The 22,172-nt window shown below is 61.9% G+C and carries 20 protein-coding genes and 1 tRNA gene; 3 read left to right on the forward strand and 18 right to left on the reverse strand.

Translation table 11 applies throughout. The features are described from left to right. Positions 1–10: 10 nt before the first annotated feature. From ubiD to trxA, 4 genes are all read right to left on the reverse strand, one after another. Positions 11–1,480 (reverse strand): 4-hydroxy-3-polyprenylbenzoate decarboxylase, encoded by a 1,470-nt coding sequence (gene ubiD, locus AB5Y70_RS07395; protein ID WP_049636363.1) that lies wholly within the window; start codon positions 1,478–1,480, stop codon positions 11–13. 33 nt (positions 1,481–1,513) lie between these two features. After that, positions 1,514–2,521, reverse strand: coding sequence for a hypothetical protein (locus AB5Y70_RS07400; protein WP_368175979.1), 1,008 nt, complete (start codon positions 2,519–2,521; stop codon positions 1,514–1,516). 106 nt (positions 2,522–2,627) lie between these two features. Next, positions 2,628–3,893, reverse strand: a complete 1,266-nt coding sequence (gene rho / locus AB5Y70_RS07405) for a transcription termination factor Rho (protein ID WP_010672370.1) — start codon at positions 3,891–3,893, stop codon at positions 2,628–2,630. A gap of 207 nt (positions 3,894–4,100) precedes the next feature. Then, a complete protein-coding gene (trxA, locus tag AB5Y70_RS07410; protein ID WP_010672369.1) occupies positions 4,101–4,427 on the reverse strand; it encodes a thioredoxin TrxA in 327 nt (108 codons plus the stop codon). Between the two features lie 113 nt (positions 4,428–4,540). Here trxA and rhlB point away from each other — a divergent pair, with 113 nt between their 5' ends. Genes rhlB through AB5Y70_RS07425 form a run of 3 tightly spaced genes read left to right on the forward strand, consistent with a single transcriptional unit; the run spans position 4,541 to position 7,607 of the window. Then, a complete protein-coding gene (gene rhlB / locus AB5Y70_RS07415; protein ID WP_049636361.1) occupies positions 4,541–5,830 on the forward strand; it encodes an ATP-dependent RNA helicase RhlB in 1,290 nt (429 codons plus the stop codon). Between the two features lie 13 nt (positions 5,831–5,843). Continuing rightward, positions 5,844–7,334 (forward strand): guanosine-5'-triphosphate,3'-diphosphate diphosphatase, encoded by a 1,491-nt coding sequence (gene gppA, locus AB5Y70_RS07420; RefSeq protein ID WP_049636360.1) that lies wholly within the window; start codon positions 5,844–5,846, stop codon positions 7,332–7,334. A gap of 12 nt (positions 7,335–7,346) precedes the next feature. Next, positions 7,347–7,607 carry a Rho-binding antiterminator gene (locus AB5Y70_RS07425; RefSeq protein ID WP_041214156.1) on the forward strand — a complete coding sequence of 87 codons (261 nt, stop codon included), beginning with the start codon at positions 7,347–7,349 and terminating at the stop codon, positions 7,605–7,607. Positions 7,608–7,677: 70 nt separating this feature from the next. Here AB5Y70_RS07425 and AB5Y70_RS07430 read toward each other — a convergent pair whose 3' ends face one another. The 14 genes from AB5Y70_RS07430 to AB5Y70_RS07495 form a co-directional block, all read right to left on the reverse strand. After that, complete coding sequence (locus AB5Y70_RS07430; protein ID WP_043155446.1) at positions 7,678–8,427, reverse strand: class I SAM-dependent methyltransferase; 750 nt, start codon at positions 8,425–8,427, stop codon at positions 7,678–7,680. A gap of 60 nt (positions 8,428–8,487) precedes the next feature. Next, positions 8,488–11,055: a bifunctional diguanylate cyclase/phosphodiesterase gene (locus AB5Y70_RS07435; protein WP_043155406.1), complete on the reverse strand. Its 2,568-nt coding sequence runs from the start codon at positions 11,053–11,055 to the stop codon at positions 8,488–8,490. A gap of 234 nt (positions 11,056–11,289) precedes the next feature. Beyond that, positions 11,290–13,332, reverse strand: a complete 2,043-nt coding sequence (gene prlC, locus AB5Y70_RS07440) for an oligopeptidase A (RefSeq protein ID WP_043155404.1) — start codon at positions 13,330–13,332, stop codon at positions 11,290–11,292. Positions 13,333–13,553: 221 nt separating this feature from the next. After that, a complete protein-coding gene (hemB, locus tag AB5Y70_RS07445; RefSeq protein WP_039041081.1) occupies positions 13,554–14,573 on the reverse strand; it encodes a porphobilinogen synthase in 1,020 nt (339 codons plus the stop codon). Between the two features lie 3 nt (positions 14,574–14,576). Continuing rightward, complete coding sequence (locus AB5Y70_RS07450; RefSeq protein WP_049636359.1) at positions 14,577–15,362, reverse strand: TatD family hydrolase; 786 nt, start codon at positions 15,360–15,362, stop codon at positions 14,577–14,579. Positions 15,363–15,473: 111 nt separating this feature from the next. Next, on the reverse strand, positions 15,474–16,226 hold the full coding sequence (gene tatC, locus AB5Y70_RS07455; RefSeq protein ID WP_010672360.1) for a twin-arginine translocase subunit TatC: 753 nt from the start codon (positions 16,224–16,226) through the stop codon (positions 15,474–15,476). Beyond that, complete coding sequence (gene tatB, locus AB5Y70_RS07460; RefSeq protein ID WP_049636358.1) at positions 16,223–16,681, reverse strand: Sec-independent protein translocase protein TatB; 459 nt, start codon at positions 16,679–16,681, stop codon at positions 16,223–16,225. Before tatB ends, tatC begins: the two co-directional genes overlap by 4 nt. 3 nt (positions 16,682–16,684) lie before the next feature. Continuing rightward, positions 16,685–16,933 carry a Sec-independent protein translocase subunit TatA gene (gene tatA, locus AB5Y70_RS07465; RefSeq protein WP_010672358.1) on the reverse strand — a complete coding sequence of 83 codons (249 nt, stop codon included), beginning with the start codon at positions 16,931–16,933 and terminating at the stop codon, positions 16,685–16,687. A 39-nt stretch (positions 16,934–16,972) separates the two neighbouring features. Further along, the gene (ubiB, locus tag AB5Y70_RS07470; protein ID WP_010672357.1) at positions 16,973–18,613 is read right to left on the reverse strand and encodes a ubiquinone biosynthesis regulatory protein kinase UbiB; all 1,641 of its coding nucleotides are present in this window, start codon (positions 18,611–18,613) and stop codon (positions 16,973–16,975) included. Further along, positions 18,613–19,221 (reverse strand): SCP2 domain-containing protein, encoded by a 609-nt coding sequence (locus tag AB5Y70_RS07475; RefSeq protein WP_029313421.1) that lies wholly within the window; start codon positions 19,219–19,221, stop codon positions 18,613–18,615. Before AB5Y70_RS07475 ends, ubiB begins: the two co-directional genes overlap by 1 nt. 8 nt (positions 19,222–19,229) lie before the next feature. Then, positions 19,230–19,982 carry a bifunctional demethylmenaquinone methyltransferase/2-methoxy-6-polyprenyl-1,4-benzoquinol methylase UbiE gene (ubiE, locus tag AB5Y70_RS07480; RefSeq protein WP_039041078.1) on the reverse strand — a complete coding sequence of 251 codons (753 nt, stop codon included), beginning with the start codon at positions 19,980–19,982 and terminating at the stop codon, positions 19,230–19,232. A gap of 65 nt (positions 19,983–20,047) precedes the next feature. Further along, positions 20,048–20,425 carry a fluoride efflux transporter CrcB gene (gene crcB, locus AB5Y70_RS07485; protein ID WP_039041077.1) on the reverse strand — a complete coding sequence of 126 codons (378 nt, stop codon included), beginning with the start codon at positions 20,423–20,425 and terminating at the stop codon, positions 20,048–20,050. An 87-nt stretch (positions 20,426–20,512) separates the two neighbouring features. Continuing rightward, the gene (locus AB5Y70_RS07490) at positions 20,513–21,778 is read right to left on the reverse strand and encodes a cytosine deaminase (protein WP_049636357.1); all 1,266 of its coding nucleotides are present in this window, start codon (positions 21,776–21,778) and stop codon (positions 20,513–20,515) included. Positions 21,779–21,990: 212 nt separating this feature from the next. After that, positions 21,991–22,066 (reverse strand) — tRNA-Thr (locus AB5Y70_RS07495). Positions 22,067–22,172 lie beyond the last annotated feature (106 nt).

Below are 22,172 nucleotides of genomic sequence, written 5' to 3' on the forward strand. Positions count from 1 at the left end.
CGGGGATCCCTCAGTCGAGGATCTTCAGCTCGTCCCAGATGGCATCGATCTTCTGCTTTACCGCCTCGTCCTGGACGATGGGCTGACCCCACTCCCGGTTGCTCTCCCCCGGCCACTTGTTGGTGGCATCCAGCCCCATCTTGGAGCCGAGCCCGGAGACCGGCGAGGCGAAGTCCAGGTAGTCGATGGGGGTGTGCTCGATCAGGGTGGTGTCCCGAGCCGGGTCCATCCGGGTGGTGATGGCCCAGATCACGTCCTTCCAGTCGCGGGCGTTGATGTCGTCATCGCAGACGATCACGAACTTGGTGTACATGAACTGGCGCAGGAAGGACCAGACTCCCAGCATCACCCGCTTGGCGTGGCCAGGGTAACGCTTCTTGATGGTCACCACCGCCATCCGGTAGGAGCACCCCTCCGGCGGCAGGTAGAAATCCACTATCTCGGGGAACTGCTTCTGCAACAGCGGCACGAACACCTCGTTGAGCGCCACCCCGAGCACCGCCGGCTCATCGGGCGGACGGCCGGTGTAGGTGCTGTGGTAGATGGCATCCCGGCGCATGGTCATGTGGGTGATGGTGAAGACCGGGAACTCGTCCACTTCGTTGTAGTAGCCGGTGTGATCGCCGTAAGGCCCTTCGGGGGCCATCTCCCCCGGCTCCAGATAGCCTTCCAGCACGATCTCGGCGCTGGCGGGCACTTCCAGATCGCAGCTCAGCGCCTTCACCACCTCGGTACGGCTACCCCGCAGCAGACCGGCAAAGGCGTATTCGGAGAGGCTGTCCGGCACCGGCGTCACCGCGCCCAGGATGGTCGCCGGATCGGCGCCCAGCGCCACCGCCACCGGGAAGCGTTCGCCCGGGTGGGCCTCCTGCCACTCGCGAAAATCGATGGCGCCACCCCGGTGATCCAGCCAGCGCATGATCAGCTTGTTCTTGCCGATCTTTTGCTGGCGATAGATGCCGAGGTTCTGTCGCTTCTTGTAGGGACCGCGGGTGATGGTCAGACCCCAGGTGACCAGGGGCGCCACATCCCCGGGCCAGCAGTGCTGGATGGGGATCTGATCCAGATCCACCGCGTCCCCTTCCAGCACCACCTGCTGACAGGGGGCCGAAGAGAGCCGCTTGGTCGGCATGTTGAGCACCTGCTTGAAGATGGGCAGCTTCTCCATCAGCTCCTTGAGCCCGCGAGGCGGCTCCGGCTCTTTCAGGTAGGAGAGCCAGGTCCCCACCTGGCGCAGGGCGCTGACGTTGGGCTGGCCCATGCCCATGGCAACCCGGTCCGGCGTACCGAACAGGTTGGTCAACACCGGCATGGTGTAGCCCTTGGGATTTTCAAACAGCAGGGCAGGCCCGCCCGCCCGCAGGGTGCGGTCGCTGATCTCGGTCATCTCCAGATAGGGGTCTATCTCGTGACTGATGCGCCTGAGCTGTCCGTTTTGTTCCAACTGCGCGATAAAATCACGCAAGTCCTTGTATTTCATGCAAGTACCCCAGCGGGATCAGGTGGTCCCGCATTATAACCCTGGCGGCGTATCCGGTGTACCCGTATCGAACCTCATGACGGACGAGGCGTGTCGCCGCTCCTGAAGCGTCAGCCGGTTTGCCAATTGACCCAGGAGCCTGGGCTCGTCCATCTGCAACAACAGGCCGGCCACCAGCCCGCCATACTGGTGCTTGCCGAGTTCGGCCAGGAGGAACTGCTGGGCCCCGTCCGGCAAGGGGGAGAGGCGGCTGAGCTGGTGCAGGGCGGGGACCATCAGGCGGCTGTTCTGGCTGGCGGCGATCAGCAGATCGCTCGCCTCCTGCCCTGAATAAAAGCGGGAAATGGTGTGCAGTGCAGTCAGGCTATCGTGATCCACTGGCTGACGCCACAGCTTGAGGTAGAGTGCCGTCTCCCCGGTCTGTTCGATGAAGTCCAGCAGCAACTGGTTGTCCGGCAGGAAGAGATTGAGGGCGGCAAGCCGCTGCGCCTCCCGACGCAGCACGGATACCGGCTGCCGATCGAGCACCGCCAGCAGGGCCTGCTGCTGCTGTGCCAGCTCGGGATTGCGGCTGTAGTAGACCTGCTTGAAGTCGAAGCGATCCTGCTCCAGCAACTGGCGATAGTTGTCCTGCCAAGCCAGCTGCTGCCAGTGGCTCAGCACCAGCCGGGCCTCGGCGGGGAAGTCATAGGCGGGTAGCTGCACCAGGAAACCGTCCACCTTCCCTTCCACCAGCCATTGTGGCGCCTTGGCCGCTTGTGCCCGCACCCAGGCCAGCAGCGCCGGGCTCGGTGCGCCCGATGACTTGAGCTCACCCAGCAACTGGAACAACAGGAACTCCCGCTGCCCCATCGACAGGGTCTCGAGCAACGAGTCCATGGCATCAAACTGCCCGAGCGCCATGCGGCCGTCCAGGTACGCCCGATGCCCCTCCAGTCCCTCGTCCGCCACCAGGGGAGCCTGCAATTGCGGCGGGGAATCGGCATGCACCGGGGCCGCCAGCCACAACCAACCCATCCATATGAACAACACCAGCTTCATGACGTCCCTTTCCTTGTGACATCGAGGCTTCATACTACTAAGCCAGCCGTGAAATAGATAAACAAAAACCGCGACCTGGGCCGCGGTTTTGTCATTGAAGAGGCTGTTACTTCTGTTGACGCTTCATGGAGTCGAAAAACTCGTCGTTGGTCTTGGTCGCAGCCAGCTTGTCGATGAGGAACTCGATGCTGTCGATCTCGCCCATGGGGTGAATGATCTTGCGCAGGATCCACATCTTCTGCAGCTCGTCCGGTGCGGTCAGCAGCTCTTCCTTGCGGGTGCCGGAGCGGGTGATGTCGATGGCCGGGTAGACGCGCTTCTCGGCAATCTTGCGCGAGAGGTGCAGTTCCATGTTGCCGGTACCCTTGAACTCTTCGTAGATGACTTCATCCATCTTGGAGCCGGTATCGATCAGCGCGGTGGCGATGATGGTCAGGCTGCCGCCCTCTTCGACGTTGCGCGCCGCACCGAAGAAACGCTTCGGACGGTGCAGGGCGTTGGCGTCCACACCACCGGTCAGCACCTTGCCGGAAGACGGGATGACGGTGTTGTAGGCGCGGGCCAGACGGGTGATGGAGTCCAGCAGGATCACCACGTCCTTCTTGTGCTCGACCAGACGCTTGGCCTTCTCGATCACCATTTCGGCGACCTGGACGTGACGGGAGGCCGGCTCGTCGAAGGTGGAGGCGATCACTTCGCCCTTCACCATCCGCTGCATCTCGGTCACTTCTTCCGGACGCTCGTCAATCAGCAGCACGATCAGCTCACAATCCGGGTGGTTGTAGGCGATGCTCTGGGCGATGTTCTGCAGCAGCATGGTCTTACCGGCCTTGGGCGGTGCAACGATGAGACCGCGCTGGCCCTTGCCGATCGGGGATGCCAGATCCAGTACACGGGCGGTGATGTCCTCGGTGGAACCGTTGCCACGCTCCATGCGCAGACGCTCGTTGGCGTGCAGGGGAGTGAGGTTTTCAAACAGGATCTTGTTGCGGGAGTTTTCCGGACGGTCGTAGTTGACGTCGTTGACCTTGAGCAGGGCGAAATAGCGCTCGCCCTCTTTCGGCGGCCGGATCTTGCCGGAAATGGTATCGCCGGTACGCAGGTTGAAGCGGCGGATCTGGCTCGGGGAGACATAGATGTCATCCGGACCAGCGAGATAAGAGCCGTCTGCACTGCGCAGGAAACCGAAACCGTCGGTCAGGATTTCCAGCACACCGTCGCCAAAGATATCCTCGCCGCCCTTGGCGTGCGCCTTGAGGATTGCAAAGATAATGTCTTTCTTGTGCGCCCGAGCCAGATTTTCCAACCCCATGGATTCGCCAAGCTGGACCAGCTCGGACACAGGAGTGTTCTTAAGTTCAGTCAGATTCATAGTGGTGAAAGTCTGTAAGCAAGGATTGAAATGAGGAGACAGTCTGCTGGATTGATGCTGATCGGATTTGACTTGCCAGGCTGGTAGTTAAGCAAAGAGTCAGGCAAAAAGGTTAGCAAACGAGCGATAAACTAGCACCAATCAGGGTGAGCGTCTAGGTGATAAAACACAAGGAGCGCATTATTGCAATGCGCTCCTTCTTGATTATTACAGGTTGCCGTCCAGGAACTCTTTCAGTTGGGTCTTGGACAGGGCGCCGACCTTGGTCGCTGCCACTTCACCATTCTTGAACAGCAGCAGGGTCGGGATACCACGAATGCCGTACTTGGGCGGAGTGTCGGCGTTATGATCGATGTTCAATTTCGCCACGGTCACGCGACCTTCATATTCCTGAGCAACTTCGTTCAGGATCGGGGCAATCATCTTGCACGGTCCACACCATTCGGCCCAGAAATCGACCAGAACAGGGCTGTCGGCGTTGATTACATCGGCCTCGAAGCTGGCATCGCTCAGCTGAACAATCTTGTCACTCATCTCCAACTCCAGTCAGTAATTAAGGCTTTATTGATGGTTCAACAAAGGCAATAGTTGCCCTATTTGAAATGATCCTGTTTATTATTGCAAGCCTAACCTGATAACCTACCGCCATGAGCAAAACACATCTAACGACCGAAAAATTCGCCCAAATGGGCCTCGAACCCGAAGTTCTGGCTGGTCTGGAATCAAAGGGATTTCACTATTGTACGCCCATCCAGGCACTGTCCCTTCCCCTGCTGGTTGAAGGTCATGACCTCGCCGGTCAGGCTCAGACGGGGACCGGCAAAACCCTGGCTTTCCTGGCGGCGACATTCAACTATTTGCTGACCCATCCGCTGACCAGGCCGCGCCTCATCAACCAGCCCCGCGCCATCATCATGGCCCCGACCCGGGAGCTGGCGGTCCAGATCTACAACGATGCAGAGAGCATGTCAGCCTCTACCGGGCTCAAGCTCGGTCTCGCCTATGGTGGCGAAGGCTACGACAAGCAGCTGGCCGTGCTGGAACAGGGCGTCGACATCCTGATCGGCACCACGGGTCGCATCATCGACTACTTCAAGTCCAAGGTCATCGATCTCGGCAACATCCAGGTCGTGGTACTGGACGAAGCGGATCGCATGTTCGATCTCGGCTTCATCAAGGACATCCGCTTCCTGTTCCGCCGCATGCCGCCCGCCACCGAGCGTCTGAGCATGCTGTTCTCCGCCACCCTCTCCCTGCGCGTGCAGGAGCTGGCCTATGAACACATGAACCACCCGGAACATGTGCAGGTCGAACCGGAACAGATGACCGGCGTGCGGATCAAGGAGGAGCTCTTCTACCCCTCCAACGAAGACAAGATGTTGCTGCTGCTCTCCCTGATGGAAGAGGAGTGGCCCGAGAAAGCCATCGTCTTCGCCAACACCAAGCACGTCTGTGAAGACGTTCACGCCTGGCTGGAGAACGACGGCCACCGCGTCGGCCTGCTGACCGGCGACGTGCCGCAGAAGAAGCGGATGAAGATCCTGGAAGAGTTCACCAAGGGCACCCTGGATATCCTGGTCGCCACCGACGTGGCTGCCCGTGGTCTGCACATCCCCGACGTGACCCACGTCTTCAACTACGACCTGCCCGACGATGCCGAAGACTATGTCCACCGCATCGGTCGTACCGGCCGCGCCGGCAGAAGCGGTCATTCCATCAGCCTGGCCTGTGAAGACTATGCCTTCAACCTGCCGGCCATCGAGGAGTACATCCACCACCCCATCCCGGTCAGCAAGTATGACCGCGAGGCGCTGCTGGATGACGTCACCGCGCCGAAACGGGTGTTCCGCAACCGCCAGCCGGTGAACCGCAACATGCGGGATCGCCAGGGCGGTGGCAACAGCAACAACCGTCGTCGCCCCCCCCGCAAGAACTGAGGGATCGGCCAAGTTGCACAACTCGCCTCTCTATGCCGCCATCGACCTCGGCTCCAACAGCTTTCACATGCTGGTGGTGCGCGAGGTCGCCGGTGCCCTGCGCACCGTCACCAAGGTCAAGCGCAAGGTACGCCTCGCCGCGGGCCTCGATGCCGATTTTCGCCTCAACCGTGCCGCCATGGAGCGGGGCTGGGATTGTCTGCGCCTCTTCTCCGAGCAGTTGCAGGACATCCCGTCCGACAACATCCGGGTAGTGGGCACCGCCACCCTGCGCCTGGCCACCAACGTCGACGAATTCATCAGCGAAGCGGAACGGGTGCTCAACCACAGTATCGAGATCATCTCGGGCGAGGAAGAAGCCAAGACCATCTATGAAGGAGTCTCCTGGACGTCGGCAGGGGAAGGCAATCGGCTGGTGATCGACATCGGCGGCGCCAGCACCGAGCTGGTGATCGGCGAGCAGAGCGAAGCCAAGCTGCTCAACAGCCTACACATGGGCTGCGTCACCTGGCTCAACAACCACTTCGGTGATGGCGAGCTCTCCGAGGCGCGCTTCAACCAGGCCATTGCCGCCGCCAAGGCGGTACTGGAGAAAGTGGCTGCGGACTACCGTGTCCTCGGCTGGCGCACCTGCGTCGGCGCCTCCGGCACCGTCCAGGCGCTGCAGGAGATCATGCTGGCCCAGGGCAAGAGCGAGCGGGTCACCCTGCCCAAGTTGCAAGAGCTGATGGGTCAGGCCATCGCCTGCGGCAGACTCGATCAGTTGCAGCTCGAAGGGCTGGCGGCCGAACGGCTGACCGTGTTCCCCTCCGGTCTCGCCATCCTGATCGCCATCTTCGAGACCCTCGACATCGAGAGCATGACCCTGGCGGGCGGTGCCCTGCGTGAAGGGCTCATCTACGGCCTGCTCGGCAACAATCACGACTGTGATGCCCGGGATCGCACCGCCGACAGCCTGATCAGCCGCTACCAGCTCGACAAGGAGCACGCCGAGCGGGTCCGCGACACTGCCATCGAGGCGTTCACCCAGTTGCAGCCGGCCTGGCGCCTCTCCAAGCGCTACGGCCGCCCGATCCTGCGCTACGCGGCCCTGCTGCACGAAATTGGTCTGTGCATCGAGTACAAGAAGGCGCCGCAGCACGCCGCCTACATCATCGACAACATCGACATGCCGGGCTTCACCCCCGCGCAGAAGAAGCTGCTGTCGGCCCTGCTGTTCAACCAGCGGGATGAATTCAAGCTGGAGCCGCTGGAGAAACAGGGTGCCGTCACCGGTCGCCAGGCGATCCGGCTGGCCCGCATCCTGCGCATCTCCCTCATCCTCTGCATGCGCCGGACCCAGGGCACTGTGCCCAGGTTCATGCTGCAAGCCGATGAAGATGCCCTGACCCTGACCCTGCCCAAGGGGTGGCTGGACGAGCACTACCTGCGCGCCAGCGAGCTGCGCCTCGAGGTGGAACGCCAGCAGAAGATGGGCTGGTCCACCCGGCTGCTGGAAGCCTGAGGCGCACACCCCATGGCCGATTACCAACCCGTCAGCTGTGACCTGTACGACTGGCTGGAGATCGCCGCAAGCTGGCAACTGCCCGTCACGATCACCGACCGGGATGGACGAACCTGGGCGGACAGGATCCGCACCATAGAAGCCAGCGACGGAGTGGAATATCTGCTGCTGGAGCGCGCTGAGCGCCTCAGCCTGGCGGACCTGGCAACCCTGGAACTCGTCTGGCAAGGGGAAGAAAAGCGGATCCACTTCGCCCCACCCCGCAGCCAATGAATAGCAAGAGGGCCAACCTGATCAGGTTGGCCCTCTTCGTTTGACGCTCAGACTCCCTGCCAGTCGCCACTCAACTCGCCAGCGCCGCCATCACATAGACGTCGAAGCGGTTGCTCTTGGTCTCGATGGCCATGCTGGGCTTGTGCTCGTTGAGCCAGCCCGCATAGTCGGGCCGCTTCACCACCACCCGCTTGTCAGCCATCCTGAGCGCCGCCGGCAGCAGGGCATCCGCGTCGAGATCCGCCCCCACCAGGGACTGGAACACCCGCATCTCTTTTTTCACCAGCGCCGACTTCTGCTTGTGGGGGAACATGGGATCCAGGTAGATGACCTCCGGCCGCTCGGTCAGCGCCAGCAGGGTCTCCACCGCCGGGCCTTGCAGCAGTTGCATCCGCTCGCGCACCCAGGGGCCTATCTCGGGATCCTGCGCCGCCCGGGTCAGACCGTCCTGGAGCAGGGCCGCCACCACGGGGCTGCGTTCGATCAGGGTCACCTTGCAGCCGAGGGAGGCGAGCACGAAGGCATCGCGCCCGAGCCCGGCGGTGGCATCCACCACGGTCGGCATGGCTCCCGACTTCAATCCCACCGCCTTGGCGATGGACTGGCCGCGCCCGCCACCGAACTTGCGCCTATGGGCCACCGCCCCTTCCACGAAGTCCACATAGACGGCCCCCAGCTTGGGTTCGTCCAGCTTGCGCAGCTCCAACCGCGATTCGGTCAGCACCAGGGCGAAGGGAGCGGGAAACGCCACGTCGGCAAGGCGCTGGCGCAGGGCGTCGAGCTCGCCATCGCGGGCGGGCACTTCACTGAAAACCTGAATATGGGGCATAACATGGACTCATCACGGCGCAGAAGCCGGCATGATAGCAGAAGCGGGGGGTCAGCTCACCGTGGTCAGATTCGCCAAGTTCATTCCCTGACGGTTGAGACTCAGGTACTCGGTCAGATCGTCGAAGGGCAGCGGGCGGCTGAGCAGATACCCCTGGGTGAAGGCGCACCCCTTCTGGCAGAGGAAGTTGAGCTGCTCCCGTGTCTCCACCCCTTCGATCACCACCTGCATGCCGAGGTTGTGCACGATGTTGATGATGCCGTCGAGCAGCAGGCGGTCCTGCTCGTTGAAGGGAATATGGCGCACGAAGGAGCGATCGATCTTCACCAGATCCACCGGGAAGGTACGCAGGTAGTTCAGTGCCGAGTAGCCGGTGCCGAAGTCGTCGATGGCCAGCTTGCAGCCCGCCTCGCGCAGAGCATCGATCCGCACCCTGTGCTGATCGCTGGTCTCCATCAGCAGAGATTCGGTGATCTCGATGATGATGTCCGCCGGATCCAGCTCGAAGTGGCGGATCACCCTGAGCCACTCGTTGGCCTCCGGGTCTATGGTCTGGAACTCCAGGGTGGAGCGGTTGATGGACATCTGCAGATCCGGGAAGCCGGACTGCTGCAATCTGGCCAGATCCCGGCAAGACTGCCACAGCACCAGGGCACCCAGCCCCTGGATGAGCCCCGCCTCTTCCGCCAGCGGGATGAAATCCGCCGGTGAGACCTGACCCCAGTGGGGGTGATACCAGCGCACCAGGGCCTCCAGCTTGGCGACCCGGCCGCTGCGGTTGTCCCAGATGGGCTGGTAGGCCATGGTCAGCTGGCCCAGCTTGATGGCCTCCGCCAGATCGTGCTGCATCTGGTGGCGCTGGCTCACCTCTTCCCGCATGGAGGCGTTGTAGGTGCCGAGGGGGCGTCCCTGGCGCTTGGCGACGAACAGGGCCTGCTCGGCATTGCGCAAGAGCTCGTCGCTATCGCCGCCGTCATTGGGACAGAGGGTGATCCCCAGGGTGGCGGTCACATAGAGGTGCTGGTTGGCCAGCATGAAGGGGCGGGCAAAGCCGCCGATCACCTGCTTGGCAAACACCTCGGCCTGACGGCGGTTGACGATGCCGGGCACCAGGAAGGCAAACTCGTCGCCGCCGATGCGGGCCACCAGGTCCTCGGTGCGCACCCGGCTCACCAGCCGATCCGATACTTCCCGCAGCAGGGCGTCGCCCACATGGTGATCCATGCTGTTGTTGACCGCCTTGAAGTTGTTGAGGTCGAGCACCATGAGGGCGAAGCGCTCCCCCCGCTCGCAGAAGCGGGCCAGACAGCGACCGAACAGCCAGCGGTTGGGCAGGCCGGTGAGGTTGTCGTAGTTGGCCTGGGCGGCGATCTTCTGCTCCGCCAGCTTGGTCTGGGAAAGATCGCTGAAGATGGCGATGTACTGACTGATCTTGCCCCCTTCCCGCACGGCGCTGATCATCAGCTGCTGGGGATAAAGCTTGCCGTTCTTGCGCTTGTTCCACACCTCCCCACGCCAGATCCCCACCCGCTCCAGGGCGTGGTACATGTCCGCATAGAAGGTCTGATCGTGCAGTCCGGACTTGAGCATGCTGGGCCGCTGGCCACACGCCTCCTCCTCGCTGTAACCGGTGATCTTCTCGAAGGCCGGATTGACCGAGATGATGCGACTGTCGGCATCGCACACCAGAATGGCTTCGGAGAGGTTGTCATAGACCCGGTGGGAGAGCTTGAGCTGCTCCGCATGGCGCCTGATGGGATCGATGTTCTCCAGCACCACCATGAGATAGTCGGGGTGCATCTGCTCGTTGCGGATCAGGGTCACCGTCACCCGCCCCCACAGGACGGTCCCATCCCGATGGAGATAACGCTTCTCCTGAGTAAACGCGGGACGCTCTCCCCGCTTGAGGGCGTCGTAGAGCGCAATGCTGGTCTGCCAGTCGTCCGGATGGTTGATTTCGGCGACGGTGAGCTGTTGCAGCTCTTCCTGGCTGTAGCCGAGCATCTTCTCGATGGCCGGGTTCGCCCAGAGGATCTTGCCGCCCAGATCCACCTTGCCGATGCCCACGGGCGCATGGGACATCATGGTGTCCAGGAAGTGGTGATGTTCCGGTTGCGCCGGCTGCTCCTGGCTCTGGCGCTGCTGATACATCAGCGCCAGTTCACGACCGGCGAGCGGGGCCAGCAGACGCAGCAGGCCCACTATCTTCTCCATTCTCGGCATGGCCCGCTTGAACATGACGCTGCACAGGCCGATGGTCTCTCCCTCGGCGTTCTTGAGCGCGACGCCGGCATAGGCTCTCACCTCGCAGCGCTCCAGCACGGCGGCGTGGGGGAACAGCTGGCGGGTGCGATCACTGAACCAGGCTTCACCCTGTTGCATGGCGATCTCGCCCGGAGTGTCGGCGAGGGGGAAGCTGTAGGAGTTGATGTCGAGGGAGGCGGGATAGGCGGCATGCACGGTAAAGAACAGACCCGCCTGATCCTTGCCGGACACCAGGACGAAGTCAGCCCCCACCGCGTTGGCGATTTCACTCACAAAGGCATCAAAATATCCCTGACCACTCGAATGAGACAGGCTGGAGATGATTTGATAGACAGACTCGAGTGCTCGCCTCATGGCAAGGTTCTTTCTCTCCCTGGAAGGTAGAACCCGACTCTACTGAAGAGGCGGGGACAGTGCAAACATGCACTCGGCAAGATATTAAAAAGGCTTGGAAAAAGGGACCAAAAGGTCCCTTTTTCTATCAAAAATCACGTTTCGATCCCACTATGCCGCAAATGTGTACCTGCTTGAAGCTCCCGCAGTGGCGCGGCAGCTCATCCAATCGAGGCTCACTGTGGCGGCGGGACCTCACGCGGCGATACCGCTGTGACGCAGCAGCGCATCCACCTGGGGCTCCCTGCCACGGAAGGCACGGAACAGCTCCATCGGCTCCCTGGAGCCGCCCTTTTCCAGAATGTTCTTCAGGAAGGAGTGGCCCGTGGCCGGGTTGAAGATCCCCTCCTCCTCGAAGCGGGAGAAGGCGTCGGCAGAGAGTACCTCGGCCCACTTGTAGCTGTAGTAGCCCGCCGCGTAGCCGCCCGCGAAGATGTGGGAGAAGCTGTGCTGGAAGCGGTTGAACGCCGGAGGCGTCATCACGGCGACCTGGCTGCGCACCTCATCCAGCAGCGCAGGGATCTGATCCGCTCTGGTCGGGTCAAAGGTCTGGTGCAGACGGAAGTCGAACAGGGCGAACTCCAGCTGGCGCAGCATCTGCATCGCCGCCTGGAAGTTGCGGGCGGTCAGCATCTTCTCCAGCAGATCGGCGGGCAGCGGCTCCCCGGTCTCGTAATGGCCGGAGATGAAGGCCAGCGCCTCGGATTCCCAGCACCAGTTCTCGAGGAACTGGCTCGGCAGCTCCACCGCATCCCAGGCCACGCCGTTGATGCCGGCCACGCCGGCCACATCGATGCGGGTCAGCATGTGGTGAATGCCGTGGCCGAACTCGTGGAACAGGGTGACCACTTCGTTGTGGGTGAACAGGGCCGGTTTGCCGTCCACCGGGCCGTTGAAGTTGCAGGTCAGGTAGGCCACCGGCTTTTGCAGGGAGCCGTCCTGACGGTAGCGGCGACCCAGGCAGACATCCATCCAGGCGCCGCCCTGCTTGTGCTCGCGGGCGTAGAGATCCAGGTAGAAGCTGCCGCGCAGCTCGTCATCGGCGTCAAAGATGTCGTAGAAGCGCACGTCCGGGTGCCAGGTGTCGATGCCGAGACGCTCGCGCACCTTCATGCCGAACACCCGCTTGACCACCTCGAACAGCCCCTTCACGACCCGACCGGCGGGGAAATAAGGACGCAACTGCTCATCAGAGACCGAAAACTTGTGCTGTTTGAGCTTTTCTGCGTAATAGGCAAGATCCCAGGCCGCCAGTTCGTCCTGACCGTGCTGCTCGGCGGCAAAGGCGCGGATCTCCTCCAGCTCCGCCTTGCCTTGGGGCAGGGACTTGGCAGCCAGGTCGGTGAGGAACTCCACCACCTGCTCCGGCTTGTCCGCCATCTTGGTCGCGAGGGAGAGTTCGGCATAGTTGGCAAAGCCCAGCAGTCGGGCCAGCTCCCGGCGCAGGGTGAGCAACTCGGTCATGATGGCGGAGTTGTCCCACTTGCCAGCGTTGGGGCCCTGGTCGGAGGCGCGGGTGGTGAAGGCCTCATACAGCTCGGCACGCAGGGCGCGGCTGTCGGCATACATCATCACCGGCAGGTAGGAGGGGATGTCCAGGGTGAACAGCCACCCCTCCTTGCCCTTGAGTTCGGCCATCTGGCGCGCGGCAGCCTGGGCGCTCGCGGGCAGACCAGCCAGCTCGGCCTCGTCGGTCACCAGCTTGTGCCAGCCCTGGGTCGCGTCCAGCACGTTGTTGCTGAAACGGGAGGCAAGCTCCGAGAGGCGGGCCTGGATCTCGCCGTAACGCTGCTGCGCCTCGGCAGGCAGACCGATGCCGGAGAGGCGGAAATCGCGCAGGGTGTTCAGGATCTCCTTGCGCTGGGCATCATCCAGCCGGGGGAAGTCATCGCTCTCGGAGAGGGCCAGATAGGCTTGATAGAGCCCTTCATGCTGACCGACATAGGTCTGGAATTCGGAAAGCAGCGGCAGGCAAGCATCGTGAGCCGCCCGCAGCGCCTCGCTGTTCTGCACGGCGTTGAGGTGGCTGATGGGGGACCAGATCCGGGAGAGGCGGTCGTTGACCTCTTCCAGCGGGGCGATCAGGCTGTCCCAGGTGTGAGGCTCCTTCTGGGCCAGCACATCCTCAATCTTCTGTTTGCAATCGGCGATGGCCTGCGTCACGGCAGGTTGCACCTGATCGGGCTGGATCTGGCTGAAGGGAGGCAGCGAGTCCATTGTCAGCAAAGGGTTAGTCATCTGCGGTACCTCTAAATGCTCTGCAGCCCCTGCCGTCCAGAAGCCTGCTTGGACCATCTAAGATGTAGGCAGAAACCCCATTTATCAAGCCTTTGCCGCCAAGAGACGGGCTTGTTGCCCACTTTTTCAGGCATTTTGTTCATAAAACCAGCACTTCATCTGCCAGAGACGACAATGCCGGCCCGAGGGCCGGCATTGTGAGGGCATGGACACTCCCCGCCTCAGCGTCGGGCGTCCTCTTTCAACCACTGGGCGACCCGCTTGGCGAAGTAGGTGAGGATGCCATCGGCCCCGGCCCGCTTGAAGCAGAGCAGGGATTCCATCACGCACTCTTTCTCCTTGAGCCAGCCATTCTGGATCGCCGCCATGTGCATGGCGTACTCGCCGCTCACCTGATAGGCGAAGGTTGGCACGCCGAACTGATCCTTCACCCGGCGGATGATGTCCAGATAGGGCATGCCCGGCTTGACCATCACGCTGTCCGCCCCTTCGGCGATGTCGAGGGCCACCTCGTGCAGGGCTTCGTTGCCGTTGGCCGGGTCCATCTGGTAGGTGGCCTTGTTGCTCTTGCCGAGGTTGGCGGCGGAGCCCACCGCATCGCGGAACGGGCCGTAGTAGTGGGAGGCGTACTTGGCGGAGTAGGCCATGATCTGCACGTTGACGAAGCCATTCTCCTCCAGCGCCGCGCGGATGGCACCGATGCGGCCGTCCATCATGTCGGACGGTGCCACCATGTCGGCCCCGGCGGCGGCATGGGAGAGCGCCTGCTTCACCAGGATCTCGGTGGTGATGTCGTTCTGCACATAGCCTTCGTCATCGATGATGCCGTCCTGGCCATGGGTGGTGAAGGGGTCGAGCGCCACATCGGTGATGACCCCGAGCTCCGGGAAGCGAGCCTTGAGGGCACGGGTCGCCCGCTGGGCCAGGGCATCCGGGTTGTAAGCCTCTTCCGCCATCAGACTCTTTCTCTCCAGCGGCGTCACCGGGAACAGGGCCACCGCCGGCACACCCAGGGCCACCAGTTCGGCGGCCTCTTCGAGCAGCAGATCGATGGAGAGCCTGTCCACCCCCGGCATGGAGGCAACGGCCTCTCGCTGACCCTCCCCCTCCAGCACGAACACGGGATAGATGAGATCGTCGACGGTCAGTACGTTCTCGCGCACCAGGCGGCGGCTGAAGTCATGTTTGCGCACCCGGCGCAGGCGACGGCCCGGGAAGGCCCCCGGAAGAGTTGTGGCCATGAATCACTCCAAAAGCGGAAGTTGGAAGAATGCGGCGGAGGTGGCCCGGGTATGGGCCAGCAAGGCCTCGGGCGCTTCACCACGGCAGGCCGCCACCACCTGGGCGATGTGCGGCAAAAAAGCGGGTTCGTTGCGTTTGGGCCTGGGTTTCAGATCCCGCGGCACTAGGTAGGGGGCGTCCGTCTCTATCATCAGGCGACCCGCCGGAATGCGGGCCACCTGCTCGCGCAGCAGCTGGCCACGGCGCTCGTCACAGAGCCAGCCGGTCACCCCGATATGCAGCCCCAGCGCCAGGCACTCGTCCAGCTCGGCGTCGGAGCCGGTGAAGCAGTGCAGCACGGCCCCCGGCAGGCGGGGCAACCAGGGGCGCAGGATCTCGACGAATTTGTCATGGGCATCGCGGCAGTGCAGAAACACCGGCATCCCGAGCTCGGCGGCGAGCGCCAGCTGGGCGTCAAACACCGCATCCTGCACCGGGCGGGGGGAGAAATCCCGGTTGTAGTCGAGACCGCACTCGCCGATAGCCACCACCTGGGGCAGGGCCGCCAGTTCCCGCAGGGCGGGCAGGGTCGCCTCATTGACGCTTTTGGCATCATGGGGATGTACCCCGGCGGTGGAGAAGCAGTAACCGGGCCAGCGGGCGGCCAATGCGGCACTTTCGCGGCTGCCGGCCAGATCGGTGCCGGTCAGGATCAGGGCTTCCACCCCGGCGGCGCGCGCGCGTTCCACCAGGTCGGCTTGTTCGCCTGCGAACTGGCTGCTGGTCAGGTTCAAACCGATGTCGATCATGGAGTCAGGGGTTCCGGACAAACGAGGTGCATATCAGGCATTTGAAAACCATCTACTCGATGGAGCCTTACCATACGCCTCGAACGGATGCATGAAAAGAGGAAGGGAGCCTCAGCTCCCCTCTTCCGTTTGTTGCTGCTCTTCGTCCTCTTTCTTCACGTAGAAGCGGGCGAAGAACAGACCTATCTCCCACAGGCCCCACATGGGGATCGCGAGCAGGGTCTGGGAGAAGACATCGGGCGGCGTCAGCAACATGCCGACCACGAAGACCCCGACGATGACGTAGGGGCGCTTCTCCTTCAGGCTCCTGGGGGTGGTCACCCCGGTCCAGCAGAGCAGTATGGTGGCCACCGGGATCTCGAACGCCACCCCGAACGCGAAGAACAGGGTCAGCACGAAGTCCAGGTAGCTGGCGATGTCGGTCGCCACCGTCACCCCGGCGGGGGCGGTACTGGTGAAGAAGCCGAACACCAGGGGGAACACCACGTAGTAGGCGAACGCCATCCCCGCGTAGAACAGCACTGCGCTGGAGGCCACCAGGGGCAGGATCAGCCGCCGTTCGTGCTGGTACAGACCGGGTGCGATGAAAGCCCAGGCCTGATAGAGCAGATAGGGGATCGCCACGAAGAAGGAGACCACCAGGGTCAGCTTGATGGGCGTGATGAAGGGCGTCGCCACATCCGTCGCTATCATGCTGGTGCCTGCCGGCAACTGGCTGAGCAGCGGCTGGGCCACGAAGTCGTAGATGTTGTTGGAGAAGTAGATGAGCGCGATGAACACCAGCAGGATGGCGGAGATGGCGCGCAGCAGACGGGTTCTCAGCTCCACCAGATGGCTGATGAGGGGTTGTTCTGCCTGACTCATGGCTTCACCTCCCCTCTGGCTGCGGACTCGCTGGCAAGCACAGGCTCGCTCTCTCGCTGGCTGTTGACCGGTGGCACCTCTGGGGTCGCGGGCACCGAGGCCGCCACCGGAATGGCTGGCTCAGCCTGGGCGGGCTCCCGAGGCGGGCGGATCTCGTTCTCCCCCTGATAGGGACGATTCACCGACTGGGCGGCCGCTTTCAACTGCTCGATGGACTCCTGCAACTCGGGGCTCAGGTTGTTCATCTGCAACCGTTCGGCCTTCTTCAGATCGTTGTGCAGATCCTGCAACTTGAGCTCCTGCTCAAGCTCGGCCTTGACCGAGTTGGCGGTGCTGCGGATCAGCCTTATCCAGTGGCTGGCGGTGCGGATCGCGACCGGCAACCGCTCGGGGCCCAGCACCACCAGGGCGACGACGCCGATGACGACCAGCTCCCAAAAACCGATGTCGAACATGGCTTAGGCCTGATCTTTGTCTTTCTGCTTGGCGGCTTCGGCGTTGCTGGCCGTCTCGTTCAACTGCTTGGTCGGAAACTCGGCATCTTTCTGCTCGGGTTTGGTGTCGGCCGGCTCATCGGAGAGCGCCTTCTTGAACCCCTTGACCGCCGCGCCCAGATCGCCGCCGATACCGCGCAATTTCTTGGTGCCGAACAACAGCACGACGATGACTGCGATGATCAACAACTGCCAAATACTGATACCACCCATGACTTTCTCTCCGGATAGGCGCCCGATGGCGCAGGTTATTTAATGGGAACGGGTTCGCAACCAACCCAGCAGCCAGCATAACCCGGCGCCGGCGAGGCTGATTTGTCCCCACTCAATGTGTTGTTTCTGGGTCAGCAAGAATACACCCGCGAGCAGCAGGCTGGCTCCAACCCCTAAGAGGTAGCGGGCCTGCCCCTGACGGCGACTGTGGCGACGGAAATCGGCAAACATCTGGTCGAAGTGGTGCTGCTGATGGCGGGCCTGACGCAGGGTCTCATAGACCAGCTCCGGCAGCTCCGGCAGTTTCTCCGCCCAGAACGGCGCCTTCTCCTTGATGGCATTCCACACCGCCTTGGGGCCGACCTGCTCGTGCATCCAGTTCTCCAGATAGGGCTTGGCGGTCTGCCACAAATCCAGCTGGGGATAGAGCTGGCGACCCAGCCCTTCCACATAGAGCAGGGTCTTTTGCAGCAGCACCAGCTGCGGCTGCACCTGCATGTTGAAGCGACGGGCGGTGTTGAACAGATTGAGCAGCACGTGGCCGAAGGAGATCTCGGAGAGCGGTTTCTCGAAGATGGGCTCCAGCACGGTGCGGATGGCGAACTCGAACTCGTCCACCTTGGTATCGGGCGGTACCCAGCCTGACTCCACGTGCAGCTCGGCCACACGGCGGTAGTCGCGATTGAAGAAGGCGAGGAAGTTCTCCGCCAGGTAGCGCTTGTCTTCCCGGTTGAGGGTGCCGACGATGCCGCAGTCGATGCCGATCCAGAGCGGATTCTCCGGGTGTTCGAAAGAGACGAAGATGTTACCCGGGTGCATGTCGGCGTGGAAGAAGCTGTCGCGGAACACCTGGGTGAAGAACACCTCCACCCCGCGCTCGGCCAGCAGCTTCATGTTGGTGCCGTTGGCTTCCAGCGCGGCAATGTCGGAGACCGGAATGCCGTAGATACGCTCCATCACCAGCACCTGCTCACGGCAATGGTCCGTGAACACCTCGGGCACATAGAGCGCCTCGGAGCCGGTGAAGTTGCGGCGCAGCTGGATGGCGTTGGCCGCTTCGCGCATCAGGTTGAGCTCGTCGAGTATGGTCTTGCGATACTCCTCCACCACCTCGACGGGGCGCAGTCGTCCGCTCTGGGGCACGAAACGGGCCACCAGACGGGCCAGGGCCTGCATCAGGCGCAGGTCGGCCTCGATGACCGGCTCGATATCGGGACGGATCACCTTGATGACGATCTCGCGGCCGTTCTCCTTCAACCGGGCGGTGTGCACCTGGGCGATGGAGGCGGATGCCAGCGGCGTCTCGTCGAAGTCATCGAACAGAGTCTCGACGGGGCAACCCAGGCTCTCTTCTATCTGGCGACGGGCGGCCTGACCACAGAAGGGAGGCACCCTGTCCTGCAGCAGGGCCAGCTCTTCGGCAATGTCAGGAGGCAGCAGGTCTCGGCGGGTCGAGAGCATCTGGCCGAACTTGATGAAGATGGGGCCCAGGGCCTCGAAGGCGAGGCGAATGCGGGCGCCACGGCTCATGCCTTGTTGCTTGTTCTTGAGCCAGAACAGACTGCGACGGGCCAGACGGCCAGGCCAGGGCTGATAACGGGCGGGCACCAGCTCGTCGATGCCCTGTTCCAGCAGGATGCTGACGATGCGATAGAGGCGTTTGAACTCCTTCGGGGTCATCAGCTCACCTGCTGTTCGAGGCGGGCAAGCCGCAACTCGATCGCCTTCATCTGTTGGGCCAGCTCTTCGACATCGTCATTGAAGCTCGCCACTTCCAGCGGACCCGGGGCAAGCCTCGCCTCCTCGGTCAAATACTCGGCCACTTGACGCTGGGAACGGCACAACTCTCGCCCCACAAAACGGCGAGCCTGACGGGCACCACTGCACAGGGTGTGGGCCACCACATCGCCGGTGTAGCGGGACAGCTCCTCTTCCCAGTCGATATCGAGCTCGCCAAGCAGGGCGCTGAATGCCTGCACCAGCTGGGGGTCACCGCTCAGGTCCAGCTTCTCCTCGCGGATATAGCGGGTCAGGGCGGAAGGCTCTTTGAGCAGGCCGAGGGCGGTCAGGGAGAGGCTCAGCACCGCATCCGCCTCCCCTTCAAACCTGGCCAGCACATCCAGACGGCGCTCCGAGAAGACAAACCAGAGCGGCTTGAGCTCGCGCAGCTCCAGTTTGAGTACCTTGCCCGTCAGCTTGCGCAGCCGCTCCGGGCTCTGTTTGTCCAGGGCCAGCAACTGGTTGAGGCTGGTTTCGATCACTGCGGTGACCATGGCATCCATCGGCATAGGCGACCTTAAAACTTGTAACCGCGGTGCAGGGCAACCACGCCCTGGGTCAGGTTGTAGAACTCAACCTGTTCGAACCCGACATTCTCCATCATGCCTGCCAGGGTCTGCTGATCCGGGTGCATGCGGATGGATTCCGCCAGGTATTTGTAACTTTCGCTGTCATTCGCGACGATTTCGCCCATTTTCGGCAGCAATTTGAAGGAGTAGAGATCATACAGCTTGGCGATCACTTCGCTCACCGGCTTGGAGAACTCCAGCACCAGCAGGCGGCCACCCGGCTTGAGCACCCGGAACATGGAGGCAAGCGCCTTGTCCTTGTCGGTGACGTTGCGCAGGCCGAAGCCGATGGTGATGACGTCGAAGTGGTTGTCCGGGAAGGGGAGCGCCTCGGCATTGGCCTGTACGTAGGAGACGTTGTTGGCCACCCCCAGGTTGCGCAGCTTGTCGCGGCCCACTTTCAGCATGGAGTCGTTGATGTCCGCCAGGACCACCTGACCGGTCTCGCCCACGATGCGGGAGAACTTGGCGGTCAAATCCCCTGTGCCGCCAGCCAGATCCAGCACCTTCTGTCCTTTGCGGACACCGGAGCAGTCGATGGTAAAGCGCTTCCAGAGGCGATGGATGCCGAACGACATCAGATCGTTCATCAGATCGTACTTGGCCGCTACCGAATGAAAGACACCGGCGACCAGGGTTTCCTTCTCGGTCGCTGCCACGGTTTTATAGCCAAAATGCGTAGTAGTAGTCTGTTCCGACATCCCTCAAATACCCATAGAGCAAAGAATGGCCGCCAGTTTACCAGAGCCGATGGCGTGCGGACACCTCAAACCCGGCTTGCGACCAACTGCATACCCAGCACGACCATGGCCAGACAGAGGAACAGATTGAGACCGATATTGAGCAGCGCCTTCAGATAGGCCCCTTGCTGGGCCAGCACGACCGTGTCGAGGGCAAAGGAGGAGAAGGTGGTCAAGGCGCCGAGGATACCCACCATCAGCAATGGCTTCATCGGGTGTTCCACCACGTGACCATGGCTGATCAGGGCATAGGCAATCCCCATGATGAAGGAACCCACCACGTTGACCACCAGGGTGCCATAGGGAAAGTGGCGTCCCAGCAGCCATGCCATCAGCTCGGCGATGCCAAAGCGCAGGCAGGCACCGAAGGCGCCCCCGACAGCGACAAATAACCAGGTTTGCATCAAGCAGTCTCCAAGATTGTCAGGTTGGCATTATGCAAAATCTCGACAGCAGGGGACAGCCGGGCAATTAATCGACCCGGCAAGACCCTAGCGGCGAAAGTCTACCCGTTCTGGATTCACAAGATGGAGGGTCGTCTCGGCCGGGCGAGTATCGGCGATGACTCTGCCATGACGGATGGAATAACATACCGGCACCTGGCGGCGCACCGCATCGAAACCATTCTCTGCAGGAAGGATCAGCAGGTTGGCGGGCTTGCCCACCTCGATGCCGTAGCGATCCTGCACGTTCAGGGTGCGGGCACTGTGACAGCTGATCAGCTTGAGACTGTCGTTGATCTGTTCGTAGCCCATGATCTGGCAGACATGCAGCCCCATATGCAGCACCTGCAACATGTTGGCCGTGCCCATGGGATACCAGGGATCGAACACGTCGTCGTGGCCGAAGCAGACGTTGATGTTCGCCTCCAGCATCTCCTTCACCCGGGTGATGCCACGACGCTTGGGATAGGTATCGAAGCGCCCCTGCAGGTGAATGTTTACCAGCGGATTGGCGACGAAGTTGATGTCCGCCATCCTGAGCAGCCGGAACAGCCGCGAGGCATAGGCTCCGTTATAGGAGTGCATGGCGGTGGTGTGGCTGGCGGTTACCCTATGGCCAATACCGCGCTCGTAGGCCAAGGTTGCCAGCGTCTCGATAAAACGGGACTGTTCGTCATCGATTTCGTCGCAATGCACATCCACCAGAACCTGATATTTCTCCGCAAGATCGAAGACGTAGTGCAGACTCTCGACCCCGTACTCCCGGGTAAACTCGAAATGGGGGATGGCACCGATCACGTCGGCCCCCAGCTTGAGAGCCTCTTCCAGCAATGCCTTGCCGTTGGGGTAGGAGAGGATCCCCTCCTGTGGGAAGGCCACTATCTGCAGCTCCACCCACTCCTTCATCTCCTCCCGCACCTCCAGCATCGCCTTCAGGGCGACCAGATTGGGGTCGGAAACATCCACGTGAGTCCGCACGAACTGGATGCCGTTGGCAATCTGCCATTTCAGTGTCTGGATGGCGCGTTGTTTCACATCCTCATGGGTCAGCAGCGCCTTGCGCTCGGCCCAACGCTCGATCCCCTCGAACAGGGTGCCGGAGAGGTTCCAGCTCGGCTCGCCAGCCGTCTGGGTTGTATCGAGGTGAATGTGCGGTTCGATAAAGGGGGGGATGACAAGGCCTTGCTCACCATCAAGCTCGCGGGCAGAGAGCAGCTGAGTGCTCATGGGCTCGATGGCCCGGATCACGCCTCCCTGACAGAGGATTTGCCACATCCCTTCCCTGCCCGCCAGACGCACATTCCTAATCAGCATGTTCTTCCCCTTCGAAAGCGTAGTTGTCTTTGCCAATCCACAACTTAGCCCGGATCCCTTTAATAGAGAAGCGCCGCCCGGAAAGCATACGGGATAGAAAGGGAAGATATGTCAGCAACAAGAAGGTGCGACATTGCAGGACTGCAATTTGCGATGGATGGCCGAAAGGCAGATACAAAAAAGCCTCCCGATTGGGAGGCTTTCTCATTTAATGGTGCTGATACCCAGAATCGAACTGGGGACCTCATCCTTACCAAGGATGCGCTCTACCGACTGAGCCATATCAGCACACTAACCGATAAAGACCACGCTCAATGCGTAATCTAAAATTGGGTGCCTGGCAGTGTCCTACTCTCGCATGGCGAATGCCACACTACCATCGGCGCTACAGCGT

Origin of the sequence: Aeromonas sp. s1(2024) (genome assembly GCF_040908005.1) — a bacterium.
Classification (GTDB): Bacteria; Pseudomonadota; Gammaproteobacteria; order Enterobacterales; family Aeromonadaceae; genus Aeromonas; species Aeromonas caviae.